The sequence below is a fragment of the Stenotrophomonas sp. yr243 genome, assembly GCF_900184195.1.
GTDB lineage: Bacteria > Pseudomonadota > Gammaproteobacteria > Xanthomonadales > Xanthomonadaceae > Stenotrophomonas > Stenotrophomonas lactitubi.
Genome location: NZ_FXWT01000002.1, coordinates 957,073 through 979,420 on the forward strand (window position 1 = coordinate 957,073; position 22,348 = coordinate 979,420).

Below are 22,348 nucleotides of genomic sequence, written 5' to 3' on the forward strand. Positions count from 1 at the left end.
GGGCGGTGAGGACGACCATTATCGGCCATCGGGTGGGTCAGGCTGAACCGCGCGCTCAGGCAACCAGTGCGCGGGTGGTATCGACATACTGCTGCAGGCGGGCACGGGCGCTGCCATCGGCGATGACCGCGCGGGCGCGGGCCAGGCCGTCGCCGATATCGCTGGCCACGCCGGCCACGTACAACGCCGCGCCCGCATTCAGGGCGACGATGTCCAGTGCCGGGCCCGGCTCGTTGTCGAGCACCGCACGCAGCATGGCGATGGACTGTTCCGGGCCGTCCACGCGCAGGTTGCGGCTGGCCGACATGGCGATGCCGAAGTCTTCCGGGTGGATCTCGTACTCGCGCACCTTGCCGTCGCGCAGCTCACCGACCAGGGTGCCGGCGCCCAGCGAGATCTCATCCATGTTGTCGCGGCCCCACACCACCATCGCGCGCTCGGCGCCCAGTTCGCGCAGCACGCGCGCCTGGATGCCCACCAGATCGGGATGGAACACGCCCATCAGCACCGACGGCGCATTGGCCGGGTTGGTCAGCGGACCGAGGATGTTGAAGATGGTGCGCACCCCCATCTCGCGACGCACCGGCGCCACCACCTTCATCGACGGGTGGTGGATCGGCGCGAACATGAAGCCGATGCCGGTCTGTTCGATGGCCGCGGCCACCTGCGCAGGCTGCAGCTCGATCGCCGCGCCCAGCGCTTCGACCGCATCGGCACTGCCGGACTTGGACGACACGCTGCGGTTGCCATGCTTGGCCACGCGCGCGCCGGCGGCAGCGGCAACGAACATCGCGCAGGTGGAGATGTTGAAGGTATGCGAGCCATCGCCACCGGTGCCGACGATGTCGACCAGGTGGGTGGTATCGGCGACCGGCACGGCCAGCGCGAACTCGCGCATCACCGTTGCGGCGGCAGCGATCTCGTCGATGGTTTCCTTCTTCACCCGCAGGCCGGTGAGGATGGCGGCGGTCATCATCGGCGAGACGTCGCCGCGCATGATCTGCCGCATCAGGTCGACCATTTCGTCGAAGAAGATCTCGCGATGCTCGATGGTGCGTTGCAGGGCTTCCTGGGGGGAGAAGCTCATCGGAATACTCCTTGGATCAGGCAGCCGGGCGCTGCAGGAAATTGCGCAGCAGCGCGTGGCCATGCTCGGTGAGGATCGATTCGGGGTGGAACTGCACGCCTTCGACCGGGAACTGGCGGTGGCGCAGGCCCATGATTTCTTCGATCGAGCCATCCTCGTTCTCGGTCCACGCGGTCACTTCCAGCGCATCGGGCAGGCTGTTCTTGTCCACCACCAGCGAGTGGTAGCGGGTGGCCTGGTAGCCGTCCGGCAGACCGGCGAACACGCCCTTGCCTTGATGCCGGATCGGCGAGGTCTTGCCGTGCATGATGTTGCCGGCACGGATGACCGTACCACCGTAGACCTGGCCGATGCCCTGGTGGCCCAGGCACACGCCGAGGATCGGCGTGGTCGGCCCAAGGCGCTGGATCAGCTCCAGCGACACGCCCGCTTCGTTGGGCGTGCACGGGCCGGGCGAAATGACGATGCGCTCGGGTTTCTGCGCGGCGATCTCGTCCACGCTCATCGCATCGTTGCGCACCACCTTCACCTCGGCGCCCAGCGTCTGCAGGTACTGCACGAGGTTGTAGGTGAAGCTGTCGTAGTTGTCGATCATCCACAACATGGTCAGGTTCCGTCGCTTATCAGGAAAATGGCGTACACGTTTTCGGTGTAGGTGATGGGGCCGGCTTCGATCGATTCGCGCGCGCGCGAGCCGGTTGTCTCGATGCTGGTCGGTGCCGGAGCCGGCGGGCTGGGCGGTGTAACCATCTCACCGCTGCGAGGCCAGTTGCCTGCCTGCACGCCGTAGGCGAAGTTCGGGGCCACGTCGGAGATGCTGTAGAGGCCGGTGATGCGCGCGCCATAGGCCGTGGCAAGGTGCTTGGCGGAGGCGCGTGTCTGCGTTGCCGCTTCGGCCTTGAGTTCGCCACGCAGTGCGGCTTCCTTCGAGTAGCCAGGCCGCATGCTGCTGATCTGCAGGTCATCGCTGGCATCGACCGCGCGCAGGAAGGCCTGCAGGTCACCGGTGGTGCCGAAGCTGCCTTTCAGGCGCCGGCTCACCCGCGTCCCCAGGTATTCCTGCTTGCCCTGCATGCTGTAGCGGTAGTCCGGCTGGATGGTCAGGTTGTCTGCCACCACGCTTGCCGGCAGTGCATGGTTGCGCTTGAACGCACCCAGCACCGCATCGACATTGCCCTGCACGCGCGAGCGCGCTGCATCCGGCTGAAGGTCGGTGGACTTGACCAGCAGTTCGACGGTGAACCGGTCCGGCATCACCGTTCGCGCGCCCTCGCCTTTCACCAGCAGGTGCGGCTGCGAGGGAATGGTGTTGGCCTGTGCCCACGCAGAGGGGGCCATCGTGGCCAGCAGCGACGACCACAGCAGAACGCCCAGCAGCTTCATGCGGTACTCCTTGTCTTGAATGGAAACAGCGAAGGGGGCTGCGGCGCAGGCCACAGCACAGAGAAACTCACAGGCCCTTGGCGGCCTGGGCGACGGCGCGGAACAGCGCGCGGCCCTTGTTCATCGTCTCGTCCCATTCCTTGTCCGGGTCGGAGTCGTAGACGATGCCGGCGCCGGCCTGCACGTACAGGCGGCCATCCTTGATCACCGCAGTGCGGATCGCGATCGCGGTATCGGCATCGCCGTGCCAGCCGATGTAGCCGATGCTGCCGGCGTAGACATTGCGCTTGATCGGTTCCAGCTCGCGGATCACTTCCAGCGCGCGGATCTTCGGCGCGCCGCTGACCGTACCGGCCGGGAAGGTGGCGCGCAGCACGTCGGCATAGCTCAGGCCCGGCTGCAGCTGCCCGGTCACTTCGCTGACGATGTGCATGACATGGCTGTAGCGTTCGATCACGAACTGCTCGCCCACTTCGACGGTGCCGGCCTTGGACACGCGGCCGGCGTCGTTGCGGCCCAGGTCGATCAGCATCAGGTGCTCGGCGCGCTCCTTCGGATCGGCCAGCAGCTCGACCTCCAGCGCCTGGTCCAGCTCCGGCGTGGCGCCGCGCGGACGGGTACCGGCGATCGGGCGCACGGTCACTTCACCGTCCTGCAGGCGCACCAGGATTTCCGGCGAGGAGCCGACCACCTGCAGATCGCCGACATCGAGGAAATACATATATGGCGACGGGTTCAGTGCACGCAGCGCGCGATACACATCCACCGGGCGCGCCTTGAACGGCACGCTCAGGCGCTGGCTGAGCACCACCTGGAAGATGTCACCGGCACGGATGTATTCCTTGCTGCGCTGGACCGCGTCGACGAAGCCTTCGCGGGTGAAACCAGAAACGAAATCGGACTCGTCCAGCACGTCGCTGGTCAGCGGTGCCGGATAGCCGGCACCCGGCGCGCGCAGCTTGGCGCTCAGTGCATCCAGGCGGGCCTGGGCCTGCTCGAAGGCGCCTTCGACACGCGGGTCGGCATGCACGATCAGGTACAGCCGGCCCTTCAGGTTGTCGAACACCGCCAGCTCATCGGAGTGCAGCAGCAGGATGTCCGGCGTACCCAGTTCGTCACGGCCAGCCGGCGAGGCCAGGCGCGGCTCGATGTAGCCGATGCATTCGAAGCCGAACCAGCCGACCAGGCCACCGGTGAAGCCCGGCAGACCTTCCAGCTTCGGCACCGAGTGGGCGCTGCGCAACGCCTCGACCTCGGCGAACGGGTCGGCCACCTCACGGGTTTCCACCACATCGCCGTGCTCGCGTACGGTCAGGGTGTGGCCGTGGAAGGCGTACACGCGGCGTGCCGGCAGGCCGATGATCGAGTAACGACCAAAGCGCTCGCCGCCTTCGACGGATTCAAACAGGTAGGTATTGGGGCCGTCGGCGAGCTTCAGATAGACCGAAAGCGGCGTGTCCAGGTCGGACAGCACTTCGCGGACAACGGGAATATGGGTGTGGCCTTCAGCGGCCTGCTGCTGAAACTGAGCGTGCGAGATCAAGACGACTTTCCTTCCGGGACACAGCGTTATGGGGACGGACGACGGCAACAGGCCACCATCGCCACCAACGGCGTGCGGAAGAAAGGGTATGCGGGGTCGTCAGGCTGGACACCCAATGACTGTATCGCAGCTTTGGCCGCAGGGAAACCCTTTGGCGACGGGCGGTTTGTCTTCGCCCTAGCCCATCCGCCGTGCCTGTTCCTGGGTCTCCTGCACCTGCTGCTGGGCCAGCGACACCCCCTGCGCCTGTTCGCGACTGGCATTGAGCGCGTCAATCTGGGCCGTGCTCGCGCTCAGCGGCTGGGCCATCCCCGCCGCCACATCGACGTGCGCATGGCGCCGGTGCGCGGCGTTCAGGTCGGGCGTATCCACCGCGAAAGCACGGCTGTGATCGTCGCTGAGCACCACGTGGGAAATGGACTCCAGCCCCTCGCGCTTGGCCTGCACAGCCAGTGCACCGGCGAGCTGGTCGCTCTGCAGGTTCGGCACACGGTTGTGAGCGGCATCCAGGGCGTGCACGCCGGTCTGTGCGCCATTGAACAACCGGTAATCGGTGTGGCCAGGGTCGTTGATGCCGGGCCCGCGCGCAGCCGGCTCTGCTGCCACGCCGGCGCGGCGGCCATCTTCCGGATGCTGTATGCGCTGGTGCTGCTCGACCAGCTTGCGGGCGGCGGCTTCCTGCTTGATCAGTTCCGAATCCAGGCTGGGGATGACGGTCGGATCCATGCCATGGCGGGCAGTCGCCTCGCTGAAGGCCGGCATCATGCCGCGGATGACACGTTCGGACTTGTCGAGGTTGTGCAGCTTCATTGCGTCCAACGGCAGGTTGCCGGTCGGCAGGTGGGTGGCAGCGGCAGCCCCGATGCCCACCGCGGCACCACCCAGCGTGGACAGGGTGATCGGCGCCTTGGCGGTGATGCCCTTCACTTGCGACGCCACCAGGTCATAGCCACGATCGACATGGGCGCCGGCGGTGGCGAATCCGTTCTGCAGCTTGCCGGCCACCCATTGGCCGTCGTGGCTGATGGCAGCGGCCACGCGTTCACCCGCTGCGCGTGTGCCTGCGGCGTCGGCGACGGCCTGTTTCGTCGCGTGCTGCGCATGTTGCTCGCCGTGGTCACGGACAGCTTCGGCCTGCTTGGCAAGTCGGCCGGCAACGTTGTCCGCGCCCACCCGGTCAGCCACCCACGACAGTGCGGACAGGCCATGGGAGCGGGTCTGCGATTCGACGCGGTGCAGCGTGGCTTCGATGCTGCCGGTCAGTTCACGCCCCGAAGCAATCACCGTACTGGTCGCCCGGGTGCTCACCTGCAGGCTGGTGGACCCCATGTTCACCACCTGGCCGATGGCCATGCCTTCGGTCTTCAGTACGCGCTCGACACCATCGCCCACCTTGTCCAGCGCATGGGCAGTGACGGCGCCGGCCCGTTCAACCTGCTCGCCGGCCAGGCGACCGCCGCGCATGCCGTACGCCGTGGCGTGCAGCACGGTGGACAGCGGGCCCGCCAGCTCCGCCACCTGGCTGGGCGGCGCCACATGCGGGCGATCGACGAGTGCCCCGTGCGCGTCGCGGGTCTTGGGCTCAAGCAACAGTTCGAGGCGCCCTGCCGCGAGCGGAATATCACGCAGCGCCTGCTGACCCGGCTGGCTCGCCAGTTGTTCGATGAACTGTGCAGCGGAGGTCTGCGCGCCCGGAGGCAGCATCTCGCGCAGCTTTTCGCCGACGACCTTCTGCATGGCCGGATCCTTCAGCACCATGCCCAGTTCGTTGGCAAGCACACCGTAGCCACGACGCTGATGCTCGCTCAGGCGGTGCATGCCGTTCTGCACATCGTTCAGCACCTCACCGGTGGTCTGGTAGGTGTGCACGGACTGCTGCGTGTCGAAGGTCGGCAGGCCGTTGTCCTTGGCATAACGCGCTGGAGTTGCCGGATGCAGGCCGGCGGCGTTGAACGTGGTAGCACGTGCGCCGGTGACTGCGGACGCAGCGGAAGCCATGCCCCCGCCGAGGGAGTGGCCGGCGATTTCGAAGCCGCCGGGCAGGCGCCTGTTCATGGCTACGGCAAGTTCCATCGCGCGATCGTAATAGTCGCTGCGCATGCCGATGCCCTGCTGGCCGTTGTTGAGGAAATCCTCGCCGCCGGATTCACGTTTTCCATTGGGCGCCAGAGGGTCAAGAATCTCACCCGTGGACCCCTTGTAGACCACTACAGGTTTCGCATCCTCACCGAAGACGCGCTTGTCGGGGATGTAGATCTCGGCGCGGAATCCGGACTCAGGCGGCTGCAGGAGGTTCCGGATCGCATCGTCGGTCAGGTTGACCCCAGCCGCGCGCAATGCGACGGGATCCGAGCTTGCACGCGTCCACCCCATAGGCGGCTCGCCAGCATGCTTCGCTGACTGATACACATCGGAGGCGAGTCCAGACATCTCACGTGCGTGGTATGTCTCCTGCAAGCGCTCTGCATCTTCGGTGTGGCCGCTTGCGCGCAACTGCTCCACAAGCCCGCGCTGCTCCTGGACTGCGCGTGCCCGCGCGTCGATGTCGTGATCCTTCATGGCAAGCTCCATCCACCTTGAGGGGACATGCCCCCGCGACACATATCGATTATCAGATCCGTTTGCTAATGTCACGTCTCGAGCACCGTTGCGGAATCAACATGCCCATTCATGTTTTTGAAAGTGTGAAACGGATGTTACCGATAGTGGTCTGCGCCATCTTTCTGATGGTGAGCGGATGCGCCGTTTCATCGAGCCACGGCGCCGAACAGTATTTCGACGGAAAAAACCTTGAGCTTGCGATAGCAACCGAGCATGGCGATTCGGACACCGTTCGGCGCCTGATAAAGGACGAAGTAGTCGATCCCGACAAGGTGTTCGCTCGTGACGCTGGAATCCCCCTGGTGGCGTGGCCACTTCGGGCGAAAAATCTTGATGGGCTACGCGCTCTCCTGGACAACGGCGCAGATCCGAATGCACGCGCATACAAGACGGTGGAGGGACGCAGGCTTGGTTACAACAATGCGATGGTCTACGCGGCAAAGATGGACGACCCTCGCTTCCTTGAGCTGCTGCTGAAGCATGGCGGAGACCCCAACACGCGCAATTCGGCGAATGAAACCTTGCTGTTTCAGGCTTTCGTCAGTGGAAACCAGTGGAAGAACATCCAGGTACTCATTGAGAACGGAGCCAACATCAACGAATCGAACCGGGGCCTGGAGGATGACACCGTTCTGAGCTGGTACACGGGAAGAGGCGGATTTGACTACGCCTACTGGTTGCTGGAGCACGGCGCAGACCCCACGATCCCCGAGCATGTAGCGGAAAGTTCGGGAAAGTCTGCTCGGCTATTGATGGTCGAAGAGATCTACTGGGAAATCACCACACCCGACAACCTGCCGTGGCAGAAGAAATGCCAGCAGTGGCTGATCGAACGCAACATTCCCCGCCCGCCGATGCCCGAACACATCCGCAGGAAGCGTGAGGCCTTCAAATTCCCGAGCAAGGAAGAAGACATTCCGCTGCTGTAATTCCTGTATCAGCGACCGGAAAGCAACACGCAATCCTCCGGAAGGTGCATCCGCACCCTGCCCGCCACGCATTCGATGCGGAAGCTGAGTGCCTGCACCGGTTCGCCGTCCAGGTTCAAGGTCAGCGGCTGCGGTGCGTCGATCTGCAGCCAAGCCAGCTGCGCGCGCGTGGCGACACGCTCCAGCGCCGCCTCCTTGCCACCGGTCAGCATCTGTCCAAGGGTGGCGGCGACTTCACCGTCCAGTTCCGGCACCACGGTGACGTCCAGCAGGCCGTCATCGATCAGTGCCTGCGGGCACAGCTGCTGACCACCACCCGCTTGGCGGCCGTTGCCGATACCCAGCGCGATGAACCCACCTTCCCACTGGAACTCCGGCCCGCTCAGGCGCGCGGTGATCGGTTCGATGCGACCGAGCTTGGCGATGCCGGTGATGACATAGGCTAGGCCGCCAAGCATCTTCTTCAAGCCCGCATCGGTTTCCACCGTAACCTGGGTACCGAAGCCGCCGCTGGCGAGGTTGGCGCACCACCATGGCTTGCCGTCGGCATCAACACGCAGCAGATCCATCGGACGCGGCGTACCGCCGGCAATCAGTGCAAAGGCCTCCTGCGGCTCCACCGGAATGCCCGCAGCGGTTGCGAAATCGTTGGCGGTGCCCATCGGCACCAGCGCCAGCGACGGCAGCGCCTCAGCCGGCTCGTCACGATGCGCCAGCGTCTCGGCCACCGCGCTGAGCGTGCCGTCGCCACCGGCCGCCACGATCACGTCCACGCCGTGGTCGATGGCCTCGGCCACGTAGCGCTCGGCGTCACCGTCTTCCCAGGTCACCCGCACTTCCAGCTGCACGCCACGGTCACGCCAGTGGCCCACGGCATCGCGCAGGTCATCGTTGCCTGCGGACTTGCCGTTGAGGATCAGGCGCCAGCGCGGTGTGCTCATGCGGTACATCCAGGGAAAGGCGGCACAGGCTAGCAATCGCGCGTTCGGGGCCAGTGAAAGACGCTGGCAACCGTTCAGGTCAGATGGTTGGGCTCGCCAATGCGGGATGTCATGCAGGTGTCATCGGCGGCCCGGAGAATGGAAGGCCATAGCAGGGACGACGGATGGAGGCAGGATCAGCCTCCCACGCATGCAGCAAGGCCACGCCAGTGTTTGGCGTGGCTTTTTTTTTGCCCGCCATGCGCATCCACGCATGGCGTGGATCTACTGTGCCCACGCACCGTCTTCAGTAGATCCACGCCATGCGTGGATGCATTCCGCCTCAACCGTTGGCGAAATCGTGCAGCGCCTCACCTTCCAGCCGGTACACCGTCCACTCGTCCTGCGGCTTGGCGCCGGCTGCGGTGTAGAAGTCGATGGCCGGCGTGTTCCAGTCCAGCACCGACCACTCGAAGCGGCCGCAACCTTCAGCCACCGCCTGGCGGGCGATGTACTTCAGCAGCGCCTTGCCCGCGCCGGAACCACGCTTTTCCGGGCTCACGTACAGGTCTTCGAGGTAGATGCCCTTGCGGCCCAGCCAGGTGGAATAGTTGTAGAAGTACACCGCGTAGCCGATGGCTTCGCCGTTCGCCTCGCAGATCAGCGCGCGGGCGGTGGCGTCGGCGCCGAACAGGCTTTCAGCGATGCCGATTTCATCGGTCTGCACCGAATGCTCGGCCTTCTCGTAGATCGCCAGTTCACGGATGAAGCGCAGGATCAGGCCAGCGTCGGCGACGGTGGCCGGGCGGATGTTCAACACGGCCACCGTGCTCATGGCTCAGCCCCGTGCCGCGGCGACGTTGGCGCGCATCTGCGCGATCACGTCCTGGTAGCTGGTCTTGGCGTTGAAGATGGCCGAGCCGGCGACGAAGGTATCGGCACCTGCGGCAGCGATCTCACCGATGTTGTCGGCCTTCACGCCACCGTCGATCTCCAGGCGGATGTCACGGCCGCTGGCATCGATCTTCTGGCGCACCACGCGCAGCTTGTCCAACGCCGACGGGATGAAGGCCTGGCCGCCGAAGCCCGGGTTGACCGACATCAGCAGCACCAGGTCGAGGTCGTCCAGCACCCAGTCGAGGATGTCCACCGGGGTAGCCGGGTTCAGCACGATGCCCGGCTTGCAGCCCAGCGAGCGGATCAGCTGGATGGTGCGGTGCACGTGGCGGCTGGCCTCCGGGTGGAAGCTGATGTAGGTGGCGCCGGCCTCGGCGAAGTCCGGGATGATGCGGTCCACCGGCTCGACCATCAGGTGCACGTCGATCGGCGCGGTGACGCCGTGCTTGCGCAGCGCCTGGCAGACCATCGGGCCGATGGTCAGGTTGGGCACGTAGTGGTTGTCCATCACGTCGAAATGGACCCAATCGGCGCCAGCGGCCAGGACGTTGTCGACCTCTTCGCCCAGGCGGGCGAAGTTGGCCGAGAGGATGGAAGGAGCGATGAGGCAGTTGGACATGGCCGGGGCCTTCGGAACGGGGAAAGGGATCTCCCGCCCGCAGGCGGGACTGTGGGGTCAGCGTTTGCGCAGGGTCTTGATGCGGTCGTAGGCGGCGTTGATGCGCCGCGACTTCTGCTCGGCCTGCTGCTGCAGCTCGGGGGCGGCGCCGCCCAGCTTGTCGGGGTGGTACTGGGAGATCAGCTTGCGGTAGGCGCGCTCGACCTCGGCATCGGTGGCCTCGGAGGTCAGCCCCAGCTCGCGGTACGGGTTCTCCTTGTTCAGGCGGAACCAGTCGCTGTCGAAGGCATGTCCCAGCAACAGGCCGACCACCGCGCCGAACAGCGGATTGGGCCGGAACAACAGGGCCCCGGCGATGAATCCGAGCAGTTTTCCGTACCAGCGCATGGCGCTCCGGGGTCGGCCGACGAAATGGACGCTCATTTTACGTCACAGCGGGCCCGGACCGCTTTACACTAGGCCGCCCGCTGGTCAGCGGGCCCGCCGGGTCCGTTGGGCAGCCGTATCGACGAAGCCCCAGGAGTGCCCGTGCCAACCACGCTGTTGCAATCCGATCTCCCCGGCCTGCCCTTGCGCCACCGCGGCAAGGTGCGTGATGTGTTCGATATCCCGCGCGAGCGGCTGCCGGCCGGTACCCCGCCGGGGGACTACCTTTTGATGGTCGCCACCGATCGCCTGTCGGCGTTCGACGTGGTCCTGCCCGATCCGATCCCGGGCAAGGGCGAGATGCTCTGCCAGGTGTCCAACTTCTGGTTCGCCAAGACCGCGCACCTGATGCCCAACCACCTGACCGGCATCGACGTGGCCAGCGTGCTGCCCGAGGGCGTGGACGCGGCCCTGTACGCCAAGCGTGCGGTGGTCACCCGCAAGCTGAAGCCGGTACCGGTGGAAGCGATCGCCCGTGGCTACCTGATCGGCAGCGGCTGGAAGGACTACCAGCGCACCGGCAAAGTCAGCGGTATCGACCTGCCCGACGGCCTGCGCCAGGCCGAGCAGCTGCCCGAGCCGATCTTCACGCCCTCGACCAAGGCCGCCGTGGGTGACCATGACGAGAACATCGACTTCGACGCGATGGTGAAGACGGTCGGTGCGGAGATGGCCGAGCGCGTGCGCGACGCCACGCTGCGCATCTACAAGTTCGCGGCCGATTACGCGCGCGAGCGCGGCATCATCCTGGCCGACACCAAGTTCGAGTTCGGTACCGACGCCGACGGTCGCCTGTACATCATGGACGAGATGCTGACGCCGGATTCCTCGCGCTACTGGCCGGCCGACGAGTACGAAGTGGGCACCAGCCCGCCGAGCTACGACAAGCAGTTCGTGCGCGACTACCTGGAGACGCTGGACTGGGGCAAGACCGCTCCGGGCCCGACCATCCCGGCGGAGATCATCGAGCGCACCCGCGCCAAGTACGCCGAGGCGCTGCAGCGCCTGGCCGGAATCAGCGTCGACTGATTCCCCTGCGCCCCCGGCCGGTCTGGCTGGGGGCGTGTTCCTGCGCCCCCCGGCAGCCAGGCATGGCCTGGCTCTACTGTCGGTTTCCCGGGGTAGTGCCGGCCGCTGGCCGGCAACCTCGGCGGACCTGCAGCCAAGGCATGGCCTGGCTCTACTGTCGGCCCCGGCCGGGGTATGCTGGCCGCATGCAGACCACCACCCAGCTTGCGCGTCCGATCGACCGCTATTTCGCCAGCTACTCCGACGACCACCGCAATGTGGTCAACCAGCGCATCCACGTGGTGGCGGTGCCGGCGATCCTGTGGTCGGTGGTGGCCCTGCTGTGGTGCGTTCCGCCGCTGATCACCTGGTTCCAGTACGGCATCTGGTCGGCGTTCGCGATGTTCAGCGCCTGGTGCTTCTACAACAAACTGTCGCGTCCGCTGGGCATCGGCATGCTCATCCAGTTCTTCGTGTTCGGCTGCCTGTGCCGGCTGCTGGAAGCGGAAATCGGCCTGCACAATCTGCTGTGGCTGGCCATCGGCGTCTTCGTCGTCGCCTGGATCGCGCAGTTCATCGGCCACAAGTTCGAAGGCCGCAAGCCCAGCTTCCTGACCGACCTGACCTACCTGCTGATCGGCCCGGCCTGGGTGATGGCCAAGGCCTATCGCAAGCTCGACTGGCGCTACTGACCGGCGTCGCCGCATCGACGGCTTTGTTTCCTGAACGGGCAGATGCCATCACCCACACTGCACGGCGTGCCTGCCAGCCTGCCGCGGTGACCTCCTCTCCCAGCCCCGCCCGACGGCGGCGGTCCCTGTGCGACAGGGGCTGCGGTCTCCCTGCGTGGGCGTAGGGTGGACCCGTCAGCCAGGTCCTGACGGGTCATCCACGCGGCATGCTGCATCGCAGAAAAAATGAATCAGCGCACGTTACATGCAATTGATCGCTGTTCAATGGGTTTCGGCGACATTTGGCAGCCTGTTATGCTCCCTGACCTGCTCGTGAATCATGGATTCCCTGCATGCTCCCCAGCCTGCCCCTGCTGCTGGCCCTGCCGTTCCTCATGGCAGTGGCTGTCGCAGCCTTCCCCCGTAGTTCGCGCTCGACTGCTGCCTGGCTGGCGGCGCTGGCGCCGTTGGGCGGGCTGGCGATCCTCGCCTGGCTGACCCCATCGGTGCTCGATGGCCAGGTGGTGCGGACGATGGTGCCGTGGCTGCCGCAGATCGGCCTGGACTTCACCCTGCGCCTGGATGGGCTGGCCTGGATGTTCGCGGGACTGGTACTGGGCATCGGCGCACTGGTGGTGCTGTATGCGCGCTACTACCTGAGCCCGCAGGACAGCGCGCACCGCTTCTATACCTACCTGTTGCTGTTCATGGGCGCCATGCTGGGCATGGTGCTGTCGGGCAACCTGTTGCTGCTGATGATCTTCTGGGAAATGACCAGCATCAGCTCGTTCCTGCTGATCGGTTTCTGGTCGCATCGCCAGGACGCCCGCGAGGGCGCGCGGATGGCGCTGGTGATCACCGGCGGCGGCGGCCTGGCCCTGCTGGCCGGCGTGCTGCTGATCGGCCGCATCGTCGGCAGCTTCGACCTGGACGTGGTGCTGGCTGCCGGCGAGCAGATCCGCGCCAGCGCGCTGTACCCCTACGCGTTGTTCCTGGTACTGGCAGGCATCTTCACCAAGAGCGCGCAGTTCCCGTTCCACTTCTGGCTGCCGCACGCGATGGCCGCGCCCACCCCGGTGTCGGCCTACCTGCACTCGGCCACCATGGTGAAGGCCGGCGTGTTCCTGCTGGCGCGCCTGCATCCGGCATTGGCCGGCAGCGATCTGTTCTTCTACACGGTCAGCGGCATCGGTGCGATCACCCTGCTGATCGGTGCCTGGAACGCGATCTTCCAGCATGACCTGAAAGGCTTGCTGGCCTATTCGACGATCTCGCACCTGGGCCTGATCACCCTGCTGTTCGGCCTGTCCACGCCGATGGCCGTGGTCGCCGGTGTGTTCCATATCCTCAACCACGCGACATTCAAGGCGTCGCTGTTCATGGCCGCCGGCATCATCGACCACGAGACCGGCACCCGTGACATGCGCAAGCTGGGTGGCCTGCGCAGGCTGATGCCGTTCACCAGCGCGCTGGCGATCATCGCCTCGCTGGCGATGGCCGGCATCCCGCTGCTCAACGGCTTCCTGTCCAAGGAAATGCTGTTCGCCGAAGCGCTCTCGGCCGGCGGCACCGACACCATGCGCACGGCGGTGTCGATCGCTGCGCTGCTGGCCGGTGTGTTCGGCGTGGCCTACAGCCTGCGCTTCGTGCACGACACCTTCTTCGGCAAGGGCCCGCATGGCCTGGACCGCGTGCCGCACGAGCCGCCGCGCTGGATGAAGGTGCCGGTGGAGATCCTGGTGGTGATCTGCGTGGCGGTGGGCATCGCCCCGGCACTGACGGTGGCGCCGGTGCTGCACGCGGCGGCTGCCTCGATCCTCGGCAACGCGATGCCCGAGTACAACCTGTCGATCTGGCATGGCTTCAACCTGCCGCTGGCGATGAGCGCCGCGGGCGTGGTCGGTGGCGTGGCCCTCTACTTCGGCCTGCGCAAGCTGATCGACCTGCATGGGGTAACCAACACCACGCCGGGGCGCAACGTCTTCCACCACCAGCTGGACCTGCTGTCGGCCGGTGCGCAGCGGTTGACCGCCGGCATCGCCAACGGCAGCCTGCAGCGCATGCTGCTGGGCCTGGTGCTGGTGGCGATCGTGGTCGCCGCCGCGCCCTACATCGCCAACCCGGCCTCGCCGGACTGGACCCAGCCGCAGCCGATACCGCTGCTGGGCTGGGCACTGTGGCTGGTGATGATGTCCTGCGCGGTGGCGACCCTGCGCATGTACAAGCAGCGCCTGCTGGCGGTGCTGCTGGTCGGCGGTGTCGGCCTGATGGTGGCGCTGACCTTCGTGTTCCTGTCCGCACCGGACCTGGCGCTGACCCAGCTGCTGGTGGAGATGGTGACCCTGGTGCTGATGCTGCTGGGCATGAACTACCTGCCCGCACAGTCGGGCCCTGAGCGGCCGCGCTGGCGCAAGCGCCGTGATGCGCTGATCGCGATCGTGGCCGGTGCCGGCCTCGGCGCGCTGGCCTACAGCGCGATGACCCTGCCGCCGAACACCATGGCCGGCGAACTGCTTGCCCGCGCCCTGCCCGAGGCGTACGGCCAGAATGTGGTCAACGTGATCCTGGTCGACTTCCGCGGTTTCGATACCTTCGGCGAGATCACCGTGTTCGGCATCGCCGCACTGGTCGTGCATGCGCTGCTGCGGCGTACGCGGATGGCGCCGGAGCAGATCATGCCCGGCCCGCCGATCAAGCTGCCGGTGCCGGCCGATCTGGCCCAGATCATGTTCCCGCTGACCCTGACGGTCTCCATTTTCCTGTTCCTGCGCGGCCACAACGCGCCGGGCGGCGGCTTCATCGCCGGCCTGGTGCTGGCAGTGCCGCTGCTGATCCAGTACGTGATCCAGGGCACCGCATCGGTCGAGTCGCGCTTCGGCTTCGACTACATCCGCTGCATCGGCACCGGCCTGCTGATCGCCATCCTCAGTGGCGCCGCGTCGATGCTGTTCGGCGTGCCGTTCCTGACCAGTGGTCACCTGGACCTGCATCTGCCGTTGATCGGTGATGTACCGCTGGCCAGCGCGATTGGTTTTGATATCGGCGTGTACCTGGTGGTGTTCGGTGGCGCGATGCTGATGCTGTCGATGATGGCCACCGTCAAACCCTCGCGGACGCGCACCGCGCGCAAGGGCGAGATCGACCTGCAACGCCGCTCGGCACGAACGGGGGAGATGCACTGATGGAACTGGCCCTGGCCTCTGCGATCGGCGTGCTGACCGCCATCGCCATCTACCTGCTGCTGCGCGCGCGCAGCTTCGATGTGATCCTTGGCATGACCTTCCTGTCCTACGCCACCAACCTGCTGATCTTCGCCGGTGGCCGCGTGGTGCAGGGCAAGGCGCCGGTGCTGCAGGAAGGCGTGGAGAGCCACCTCGGCAACTACACCGATCCGCTGCCGCAGGCACTGGTACTGACTGCGATCGTGATCGCCTTTGCGATGACCGCCGTCAGCATCGTGCTGGCCATGCGCAGCCGCAGCGACAACCACAGTGACCATGTGGACGCGCACGAGCCGGACGAAGATGCACCGCCGCGCCGGGGCGAGGACCGCGCATGAATCATCTGGTGATCCTGCCGATCCTGGTACCGCTGCTCGGCGCTGCGCTGTCGCTGTTCGTCGAACATCGCCGCTATGGGCCGAAGGTACAGCGTGCCGTGGCGTGGACCTCGCTGGGCGCGCTGGCGGTGGTGGTCGGCCTGTTGTTTGCCGACACCGCGGGCGGCGACATCCGCGTGTACCTGCTGGGCGACTGGCCGTCGCGGCTGGGCATCGCGCTGGTCGCCGACCAGCTGTCCGCCTGGATGCTGCTGACCACCCTGCTGCTGGCCATTCCCTGCCTGCTGCATGCGTGTTCGGGTTGGGACCGGCGCGCACCGCACTTCCATGCGCTGTTCCAGTTCCAGCTGGTGGGCCTCAACGGTGCCTTCCTGACCGGCGACATCTTCAACCTGTTCGTGTTCTTCGAGGTGATGCTGATCGCCTCCTACGGCCTGCTGCTCAGTGGTGGCCGCGGCCTGCGCATGCGCATCGGCCTGCACTACGTGGTGTTCAACGTCACCGCCTCGACCCTGTTCCTGATCGCGCTGGGCCTGCTGTACGCCTCGCTGGGGTCGTTGAACATGGCCGAGCTGTCGCAGCGCATTGCCGAGGTGCCGCCTGCGCAGCTGACCCTGGTGAAGGCGACGATGGGCCTGTTGTTGTTGGTGTTCTGTGCCAAGGCCGCGCTGATGCCGCTGTACCTGTGGCTGCCCGAATCGTATGCGCGTGCACCGGCGGCAGTAGCGGCGCTGTTCGCGATCATGACCAAGGTGGGCCTGTATGCCGTGCTGCGCATCCAGATGCTGTGGTTCGGCGAGGATGCGGGTGCGATGGCCGGCTACGGCCGCGACTGGCTGCTGTGGGCCGGCGTAGCGACGCTGGTGCTGGGCGGCCTGGGTGCGTTGGCCGCAGCGCGCCTGCGCGTGCTGATTTCGTACCTGGTGATCGTCTCGGCGGCGACGCTGTTCATCGCCTTCTCTGTCGGCACGCCGAAGGTGCTGTCGGCCGGCCTGTACTACCTGCCGCACAGCAGCTTCGTCGCCGCCGCACTGTTCCTGGTCGCCGACCTGATCCGACGCCGCCGTGGCGGCGCCAGCGACCGCAAGGAAGTGATCGCGCCGATGCCCGGCAAGGAGACGCCCGCCGTGCTGTTCCTGATTGCGGCGGTGTCGGTGGCCGGCCTGCCGCCACTGTCCGGCTTCCTGGCCAAGGCCGCGCTGTTGGCCGGCATGCCTGCCCAATACACCGGCGCGGTGTGGACGGCGGTGCTGGTCAGCAGCCTGCTGGTCATCATGGGCCTGACCCGCGGCGGCATCCGCCTGTTCTGGCGCGTACCGCTGCCTGATCCCGATGCACCGCCACCGCGCAAGGCACCACTGCGCCGCGTAGAGCTGTTTGCCGCCTGCATCCTGCTGGCCTACGGCATCGGCATGACGCTGTTCGCTGCTCCGCTGATGCAGCACACCGACGCCATCGCCACCCAGCTGCTGCAGCCGGGCGATTACGTGCAGCAGTTGCGCGCGACCACACCGGAGATCCGCCAGCCGTGACCGCCAAGCGCTCCCCGATCCGCCGCCTGCTGCCCTCGCCCGCGCTGAGCGTGATGGTGGTGGTGTTCTGGCTGCTGATGTCCGACAGCTTCACGCTCGGCCAGTTCCTGCTGGGCCTGCTGCTGGGCGTGGTCATTCCATTGTTCGCTGCGCGCCTGGACCGCGAGTTCGCCCGCATCGGCACCCTGCGGCCGCTGCCGAAGCTGCTGTTCGTGACCCTGTGGGACATTCTGATGTCCAACATCCGCGTGGCCATCCAGGTGCTGGGCCCGGAAAAGAACATCCATCCCGGTTTCATCTGGCTGCCGCTGGACATCGCCAACATCCACGGCATTGCCGCGCTGACCAGCATGATCACCCTGACCCCCGGCACGGTGTCGGCCGCACTCAGCGACGACCGGAAGTTCCTGCTGGTGCACGTGCTGCACCTGGAAGACCCGCAGGACCTGATCGACACCATCAAGCGCCGTTATGAAGCCCCATTGATGGAGATCTTCCCATGACTGGATTCCAGATCATCCAGACCACCCTGGTGGTATGCATGCACGTGGTCGGCCTGGCCATGCTGCTGGCCACCTGGCGCCTGCTGCGCGGGCCGACCGTGCCCGACCGCATCCTGGCACTGGATACGCTGTCGGTGACCGCCATCGCCGAGCTGATGCTGTTCGGCATGTACCTCAATTCGGCGATCTACTTCGAGGCGGCACTGATCATTGCCATGCTCGGCTTCGGCAGCACGGTGGTGCTGAGCAAGTTCGTGCTGCGCCGGGACATCGTCGAATGATCACCTTCATCCAGATCGCGCTGTCGATCCTGCTGCTGTTCGGCTGCTTCTTCATCCTGGTCGGCGCGCTGGGGCTGGTGAAGCTGTCCACCTTCTTCAAGCGCCTGCACGCACCGACCAAGGCCAGCACGCTGGGCGTGGGCTGCGTGCTAGTGTGCTCGGTGTGTTACCACATCTTCCTGGGCCAGGATCCGCAGCCGCGCGAGCTGCTGATCACCGTGTTCCTGTTCATCACCGCGCCGATCAGCGCGCACCTGATGGCCAAGGCGGCACTGTCGCTGCTGATGGAAACGCGCCCCACTCTGCCGGGCAACGAGCGGGCGGAAGAAGAGCAACTGCCGCCGCCGGAACCAGAGCGGGAAGAGGAAACCACCGCGCGTTGACGGTGGGTGCCGACCGTTGGTCGGCACGACCCCGGATAACCGCCAGTAGAGCCAGGCCATGCCTGGCTGCGGGTTCGCCGAGGTTGCCGGCCAGCGGCCGGCACTACCGGGTCCACGCGCGGGGTGGACCCATCGCAGCGGTCAGACCGGTGTGACCAGCGCGATTTCCAGCCCCAACCAGGCCACGAACGCCCCCAGCAGTACTGCACCTTCGATGCGGCTGATGCGCAGGTCGCCGCGCAGCATCGGGTACAGCACCAGGGCGAAGGCCAGCAGCGCCGGCAGTTCCAGACGTACGAACGAGGCCGGCAGCGCCAGCGGCTGCAGCAGCCCCATCGCACCGATCACCAGCATCAGGTTGACCACGCTGGAACCAAGCACGTGGCCCAGCACCATGTCGCCGTGGCCACGGCGCGCTGCAGCGACGGCGGCTGCCACCTCCGGCAACGCGGTGCCGATCGCCACCGGCAGCAGACCGACAAGCAGCGGCGTCCAACCCAGCGCAGTGCCGAAATCAGCGGCAGCACCGACCACCAGGCGCGCGCCCCAATACAACGCCAATGCGGCAATCAGCACGCGCAGCACATTCAAGGGCAGGCTGGTGCGGCTCAGTGCCGACTCGGCGATGATCGCCTGCACCTCGGCGCTCTCATGGCGCCCGCGTCGCAGCAGCAGGAACTGCACCACCACGAACCCGGCCACCAGCACGCCGGCCTCCCAGCGCAGCAGGCGGCCATCGAGCCCGAACACGATCAGCAGCAGGCCCGCGGCCAGCAACGCCCACCACAGCACCGTCTGCAGGCGGGCACGCAACAACAGCGGCGCGGCAATGGCAGCCATTGCCAGGGTCAGGCCAAGGTTGACCACGCTGCTGCCGACGGCGTTGCCCAAGGCCAGCTCCGGCTGGCCCATCACCAGCGCGCGGGCGTTGACCGCCAGCTCCGGCAGCGAAGTAGTGATGCCCAGCAGCAGCAGGCCGGCGGTGAATGCGCTGGCACCGAAGCGCTGCGCCAGGCCGGAAACGGCTTTGACGATGGAGTCCCCACCCAGGGCCAGCAACAGCAGGCCGAGCAGGAACCAGGCAATGGCAATGGCGATCATCGAGCACTCCCCAGCGGTCGTGGCGCGATTCTACGCTCGGCCCACCCGTTGCGGGTGAGCCGAGGAGGGAGGATCAGCCGCAGCCTTCGGCGTAGTCCACCTGCGGGGTCCTGCCGACCCGCCAGGCGCCGACCTTGCCGTCAGCGCCTAGTGCGAAATCGATGATCGCCGCGCCCTCCTGCGCCGGCCGCACGCGCAGGTGCTGGGCCTTGTCGTCGTACTTGTCCGGGCCGACGTCTGCGCGCTCGGGATAGAGCACCTGCAGCTCGCCCAGGGTCATGCCGACACGGCCGCCACCGGGGGCGACAATGGACGGGCTGCGTACGTCGTAGCGGACCAGCTTGCGCGCCTCGAACATCAGGCGCGGGTCTTCGGCACCCTGCGGGCGCAGGAAGTAGCAGCGTTCATTGGCATCGTCGGCAGGCAGCGGCTTGCCGCCGGCATCGGTACCCAGGCCCTGCAACGGCGTGCCGAAGCCACTGCGGACCTCGGCGATGCCTGCGCCCAGCGTGGCGCCGCCGAAGCCATCCAGGCGTGCCGGGCTGTCGCTGCGCGGGTCCACCGGCGAAGCGGTGGCCAGATCGGCGTCGGCCGGAACGGAAGCATCCTTCGCCGGTGTGGTGGCGGCGGCAGGTGCGTCCGGCGCGGCGGTTTCGGGACTACGGTTGCAGGCGGCCAGCGACAACAGCAGCAGGCCGGCAATCGGGAGGTGCTTCATCGGTGCGGATCCTTGGCACAGGGTGGGTGCACGCTACCCCAGCGCGCGTGCAGGCGCTGCATTGTCATCGCGGTTTCATCGCCCTCATTCAGGCTGGGCGAGCACCGACTTGGCTGTCCACCCCATGCAACCGCGCAAGACCGACCTCGCCCGAACCGCGCTGCAGGCCCACCGCGCGCCGCTGGACATGCGCCAGCGACGGCTGCTGATCCTGTGCGATGGCCAGCGCAGCATCGCCGAGCTGACCGCACTGCTGGGGCAGGACGCGGCAGCGATGGTGATCCAGCTGATCCAGGCCGGATATCTGGTGACCGGCGCGGACGCCGCCGTTTCCACGCAACCTGCGCCGAGTGTGGCTGCTGCCCCGCTGGCGCCGTCAGCCGCCGCAGCGTCCGCCGCGCCAGTCGAGCGACGCCGCTCGCTGGTCGCCGCGCGCATCTATGTGCTGGGAATCCTGGAGATGCAGCGGCACCCCAACGCAGCGGCGTTGTTCCGCGACCTGCAGCAGGCGCGCGCCGAAGGCGAGGTCCTGCAGGTGATGCAATCAGCGCTGCAGGTGCTGCCGGCGCTGACCTCGGAAGGCTACTGCCAACGCGTGCGGCAGCGGCTGATGGAGGCGCTGCCGGTGGAGCATTGCAGCGCGTTCGCGGCCATCGCCTGATCCGGCGAACAGCATCCACGCATGGCGTGGATCTACTGCATCACGAACCCGGTTGGATCCACGCCGCGCGCGATATCACGCTTCGCAGTAGATCCACGCCATGCGTGGATGCGGTATCGCGCCACCCGGTAGATCCACGCCATGCGTGGATGCGGACGATCAACGGAAATTGTTGCGCAGGCCGTTCCAGCACTGCTGGTAATCGCCCTGCCGGTGGCCCGCAGCCAGCGCCTGCACGGTCGGGCGGATCACGCCGCGGGTCTCGAACATGAAGGCCATGGTGTCCTTGATCACGTCCGGCTTGGACAGGTCGGCACTGGAGGCCTTATCGAAGGTCGGCGCATCCGGACCATGACCGCTCATGCAGTTGTGCAACGACGCACCGCCCGGCACGAAGCCTTCGGCCTTGGCGTCGTAGGCACCGTGCACCAGGCCCATGAACTCGCTGGCGATGTTGCGGTGGAACCACGGCGGGCGGAACGTGTTCTGCGCCACCAACCAGCGCGGCGGGAAGATCGCGAAATCCATGTTGCTGGTGCCCGCGGTGTCGCTGGGCGAGTGCAGCACCAGGAAAATCGACGGATCCGGGTGGTCGTGGCTGATCGAGCCGATGGTGTTGAAGCGGCGCAGGTCGTAGCGGTACGGTGCGTAGTTGCCGTGCCAGGCCACAACGTCCAGCGGCGAATGGTTGATCGGCGCACGCCACAGGCGCCCATCGAACTTGGCAATCAGTTCGAAGTCGCCGTCGACGTCTTCGAACGCCGCATGCGGGGTCTCGAAATCGCGCGGATTGGCAAGGCCGTTGGAGCCGATCGGGCCCAGGTCGGGCAGCTTCAGCAGTGCGCCGAAGTTTTCGCAGATGTAGCCACGACTCGGACCGTCAGGCAGCTCGACACGGAAGCGCACGCCGCGCGGAATCACCGCGATCTGCTGCGGTTCGATCTCGATCACGCCCAGCTCGGTCAGCAGGCGCAGGCTGCCCAGCTGCGGCACGATCAGCAGTTCGCCGTCGGCGTCGTAGAAGTAGCGGCCGACCATGTCACGGTTGGCGGCGTACAGATGGATACCAACACCGGCATGCGCATCGGGCGAACCATTGCCGCCCATCGTGTACAGGCCTTCGACGAAATCGGTCGGCAGCTCCGGCAGCGGCAGCGGGCTCCATCGAAGCTGGTTCGGCGAGGCTGGCTGCGCACCGAAATCGCACTGCAGCTGCGATTGCGCGAACGGAGTGAACTCACCGTGGGTCACCGCCGGACGGATCCGGTACAGCCAGCTGCGGCGGTTGCTGCCGCGCGGTGCGGTGAACGCGGTGCCGGTCAGCTGCTCGGCATACAGGCCATGGGCCACCTTCTGCGGTGAGTTCTGGCCGACCGGCAGTGCGCCAGGCACTGCCTCGCTGGCGAACTCGTTGCCGAAACCGGACTGGTAGCCGCGGGCGGTGATGGCGCTGGACATGGGGGGCTCCTGGGTACGGCGGGACCGGAACGGAAAGCAGCCGAGCATGGCTCGGCTCTACAGATAGG

At 66.5% G+C, this 22,348-nt stretch carries 22 protein-coding genes; 10 read left to right on the forward strand and 12 right to left on the reverse strand.

Annotation, left to right across the window (positions count from 1 at the left end; translation table 11 throughout):
* Positions 1 to 55: 55 nt before the first annotated feature.
* The 5 genes from trpD to QOL57_RS11080 form a co-directional block, all read right to left on the reverse strand.
* Positions 56 to 1,087, reverse strand: coding sequence for an anthranilate phosphoribosyltransferase (gene trpD / locus QOL57_RS11060; protein WP_089237368.1), 1,032 nt, complete (start codon positions 1,085 to 1,087; stop codon positions 56 to 58).
* A gap of 16 nt (positions 1,088 to 1,103) precedes the next feature.
* A complete protein-coding gene (locus QOL57_RS11065) occupies positions 1,104 to 1,691 on the reverse strand; it encodes an aminodeoxychorismate/anthranilate synthase component II (RefSeq protein ID WP_089237370.1) in 588 nt (195 codons plus the stop codon).
* Between the two features lie 2 nt (positions 1,692 to 1,693).
* Entirely contained in the window at positions 1,694 to 2,425 is a 732-nt protein-coding gene (locus QOL57_RS11070) for an SIMPL domain-containing protein (protein WP_244900716.1), read from the reverse strand.
* A 112-nt stretch (positions 2,426 to 2,537) separates the two neighbouring features.
* A complete protein-coding gene (gene trpE / locus QOL57_RS11075) occupies positions 2,538 to 4,013 on the reverse strand; it encodes an anthranilate synthase component I (protein ID WP_089237374.1) in 1,476 nt (491 codons plus the stop codon).
* Between the two features lie 177 nt (positions 4,014 to 4,190).
* The gene (locus QOL57_RS11080) at positions 4,191 to 6,350 is read right to left on the reverse strand and encodes an XVIPCD domain-containing protein (protein ID WP_244900681.1); all 2,160 of its coding nucleotides are present in this window, start codon (positions 6,348 to 6,350) and stop codon (positions 4,191 to 4,193) included.
* 323 nt (positions 6,351 to 6,673) lie between these two features.
* On the opposite strand from QOL57_RS11080, the gene QOL57_RS11085 reads away from it, so the two are divergent.
* A complete protein-coding gene (locus tag QOL57_RS11085; protein WP_244900683.1) occupies positions 6,674 to 7,543 on the forward strand; it encodes an ankyrin repeat domain-containing protein in 870 nt (289 codons plus the stop codon).
* Between the two features lie 8 nt (positions 7,544 to 7,551).
* Here QOL57_RS11085 and yegS read toward each other — a convergent pair whose 3' ends face one another.
* The 4 genes from yegS to QOL57_RS11105 all read right to left on the reverse strand — a co-directional run bounded on the left by yegS (position 7,552) and on the right by QOL57_RS11105 (position 10,366).
* Entirely contained in the window at positions 7,552 to 8,484 is a 933-nt protein-coding gene (gene yegS, locus QOL57_RS11090) for a lipid kinase YegS (RefSeq protein ID WP_089237380.1), read from the reverse strand.
* A 322-nt stretch (positions 8,485 to 8,806) separates the two neighbouring features.
* Entirely contained in the window at positions 8,807 to 9,289 is a 483-nt protein-coding gene (locus QOL57_RS11095; protein ID WP_089238150.1) for a GNAT family N-acetyltransferase, read from the reverse strand.
* A gap of 12 nt (positions 9,290 to 9,301) precedes the next feature.
* Positions 9,302 to 9,979 (reverse strand): ribulose-phosphate 3-epimerase, encoded by a 678-nt coding sequence (gene rpe, locus QOL57_RS11100; protein WP_046983681.1) that lies wholly within the window; start codon positions 9,977 to 9,979, stop codon positions 9,302 to 9,304.
* 57 nt (positions 9,980 to 10,036) lie between these two features.
* The gene (locus QOL57_RS11105; protein ID WP_025874605.1) at positions 10,037 to 10,366 is read right to left on the reverse strand and encodes a DnaJ domain-containing protein; all 330 of its coding nucleotides are present in this window, start codon (positions 10,364 to 10,366) and stop codon (positions 10,037 to 10,039) included.
* A 141-nt stretch (positions 10,367 to 10,507) separates the two neighbouring features.
* Here QOL57_RS11105 and QOL57_RS11110 point away from each other — a divergent pair, with 141 nt between their 5' ends.
* From QOL57_RS11110 to QOL57_RS11145, 8 genes are all read left to right on the forward strand, one after another.
* Positions 10,508 to 11,434 carry a phosphoribosylaminoimidazolesuccinocarboxamide synthase gene (locus tag QOL57_RS11110; RefSeq protein WP_165781007.1) on the forward strand — a complete coding sequence of 309 codons (927 nt, stop codon included), beginning with the start codon at positions 10,508 to 10,510 and terminating at the stop codon, positions 11,432 to 11,434.
* A 185-nt stretch (positions 11,435 to 11,619) separates the two neighbouring features.
* Positions 11,620 to 12,105 (forward strand): Mpo1-like protein, encoded by a 486-nt coding sequence (locus tag QOL57_RS11115; protein ID WP_089237384.1) that lies wholly within the window; start codon positions 11,620 to 11,622, stop codon positions 12,103 to 12,105.
* Positions 12,106 to 12,437: 332 nt separating this feature from the next.
* Positions 12,438 to 15,266 (forward strand): monovalent cation/H+ antiporter subunit A, encoded by a 2,829-nt coding sequence (locus tag QOL57_RS11120; protein WP_089237386.1) that lies wholly within the window; start codon positions 12,438 to 12,440, stop codon positions 15,264 to 15,266.
* Positions 15,266 to 15,643: a Na+/H+ antiporter subunit C gene (locus QOL57_RS11125; protein ID WP_089237388.1), complete on the forward strand. Its 378-nt coding sequence runs from the start codon at positions 15,266 to 15,268 to the stop codon at positions 15,641 to 15,643. Before QOL57_RS11120 ends, QOL57_RS11125 begins: the two co-directional genes overlap by 1 nt.
* A complete protein-coding gene (locus QOL57_RS11130; RefSeq protein ID WP_089237390.1) occupies positions 15,640 to 17,175 on the forward strand; it encodes a monovalent cation/H+ antiporter subunit D in 1,536 nt (511 codons plus the stop codon). The genes QOL57_RS11125 and QOL57_RS11130 overlap by 4 nt, the downstream gene beginning before the upstream one ends.
* Positions 17,176 to 17,228: 53 nt before the next feature.
* Entirely contained in the window at positions 17,229 to 17,678 is a 450-nt protein-coding gene (locus tag QOL57_RS11135; RefSeq protein ID WP_244900718.1) for a Na+/H+ antiporter subunit E, read from the forward strand.
* Positions 17,675 to 17,959 carry a K+/H+ antiporter subunit F gene (locus tag QOL57_RS11140; protein ID WP_025874598.1) on the forward strand — a complete coding sequence of 95 codons (285 nt, stop codon included), beginning with the start codon at positions 17,675 to 17,677 and terminating at the stop codon, positions 17,957 to 17,959. The genes QOL57_RS11135 and QOL57_RS11140 overlap by 4 nt, the downstream gene beginning before the upstream one ends.
* Positions 17,956 to 18,342 (forward strand): Na+/H+ antiporter subunit G, encoded by a 387-nt coding sequence (locus QOL57_RS11145; protein ID WP_089237394.1) that lies wholly within the window; start codon positions 17,956 to 17,958, stop codon positions 18,340 to 18,342. Before QOL57_RS11140 ends, QOL57_RS11145 begins: the two co-directional genes overlap by 4 nt.
* Positions 18,343 to 18,483: 141 nt before the next feature.
* On the opposite strand, the gene QOL57_RS11150 is transcribed toward QOL57_RS11145, so the two are convergent.
* On the reverse strand, positions 18,484 to 19,443 hold the full coding sequence (locus QOL57_RS11150; protein ID WP_089237396.1) for a sodium:calcium antiporter: 960 nt from the start codon (positions 19,441 to 19,443) through the stop codon (positions 18,484 to 18,486).
* Between the two features lie 73 nt (positions 19,444 to 19,516).
* Positions 19,517 to 20,161 (reverse strand): hypothetical protein, encoded by a 645-nt coding sequence (locus QOL57_RS11155; protein ID WP_089237398.1) that lies wholly within the window; start codon positions 20,159 to 20,161, stop codon positions 19,517 to 19,519.
* A 124-nt stretch (positions 20,162 to 20,285) separates the two neighbouring features.
* On the opposite strand from QOL57_RS11155, the gene QOL57_RS11160 reads away from it, so the two are divergent.
* Entirely contained in the window at positions 20,286 to 20,822 is a 537-nt protein-coding gene (locus QOL57_RS11160) for a hypothetical protein (RefSeq protein WP_089237400.1), read from the forward strand.
* Positions 20,823 to 20,981: 159 nt separating this feature from the next.
* On the opposite strand, the gene hmgA is transcribed toward QOL57_RS11160, so the two are convergent.
* Entirely contained in the window at positions 20,982 to 22,280 is a 1,299-nt protein-coding gene (hmgA, locus tag QOL57_RS11165; RefSeq protein WP_089237402.1) for a homogentisate 1,2-dioxygenase, read from the reverse strand.
* Positions 22,281 to 22,348: the final 68 nt, after the last annotated feature.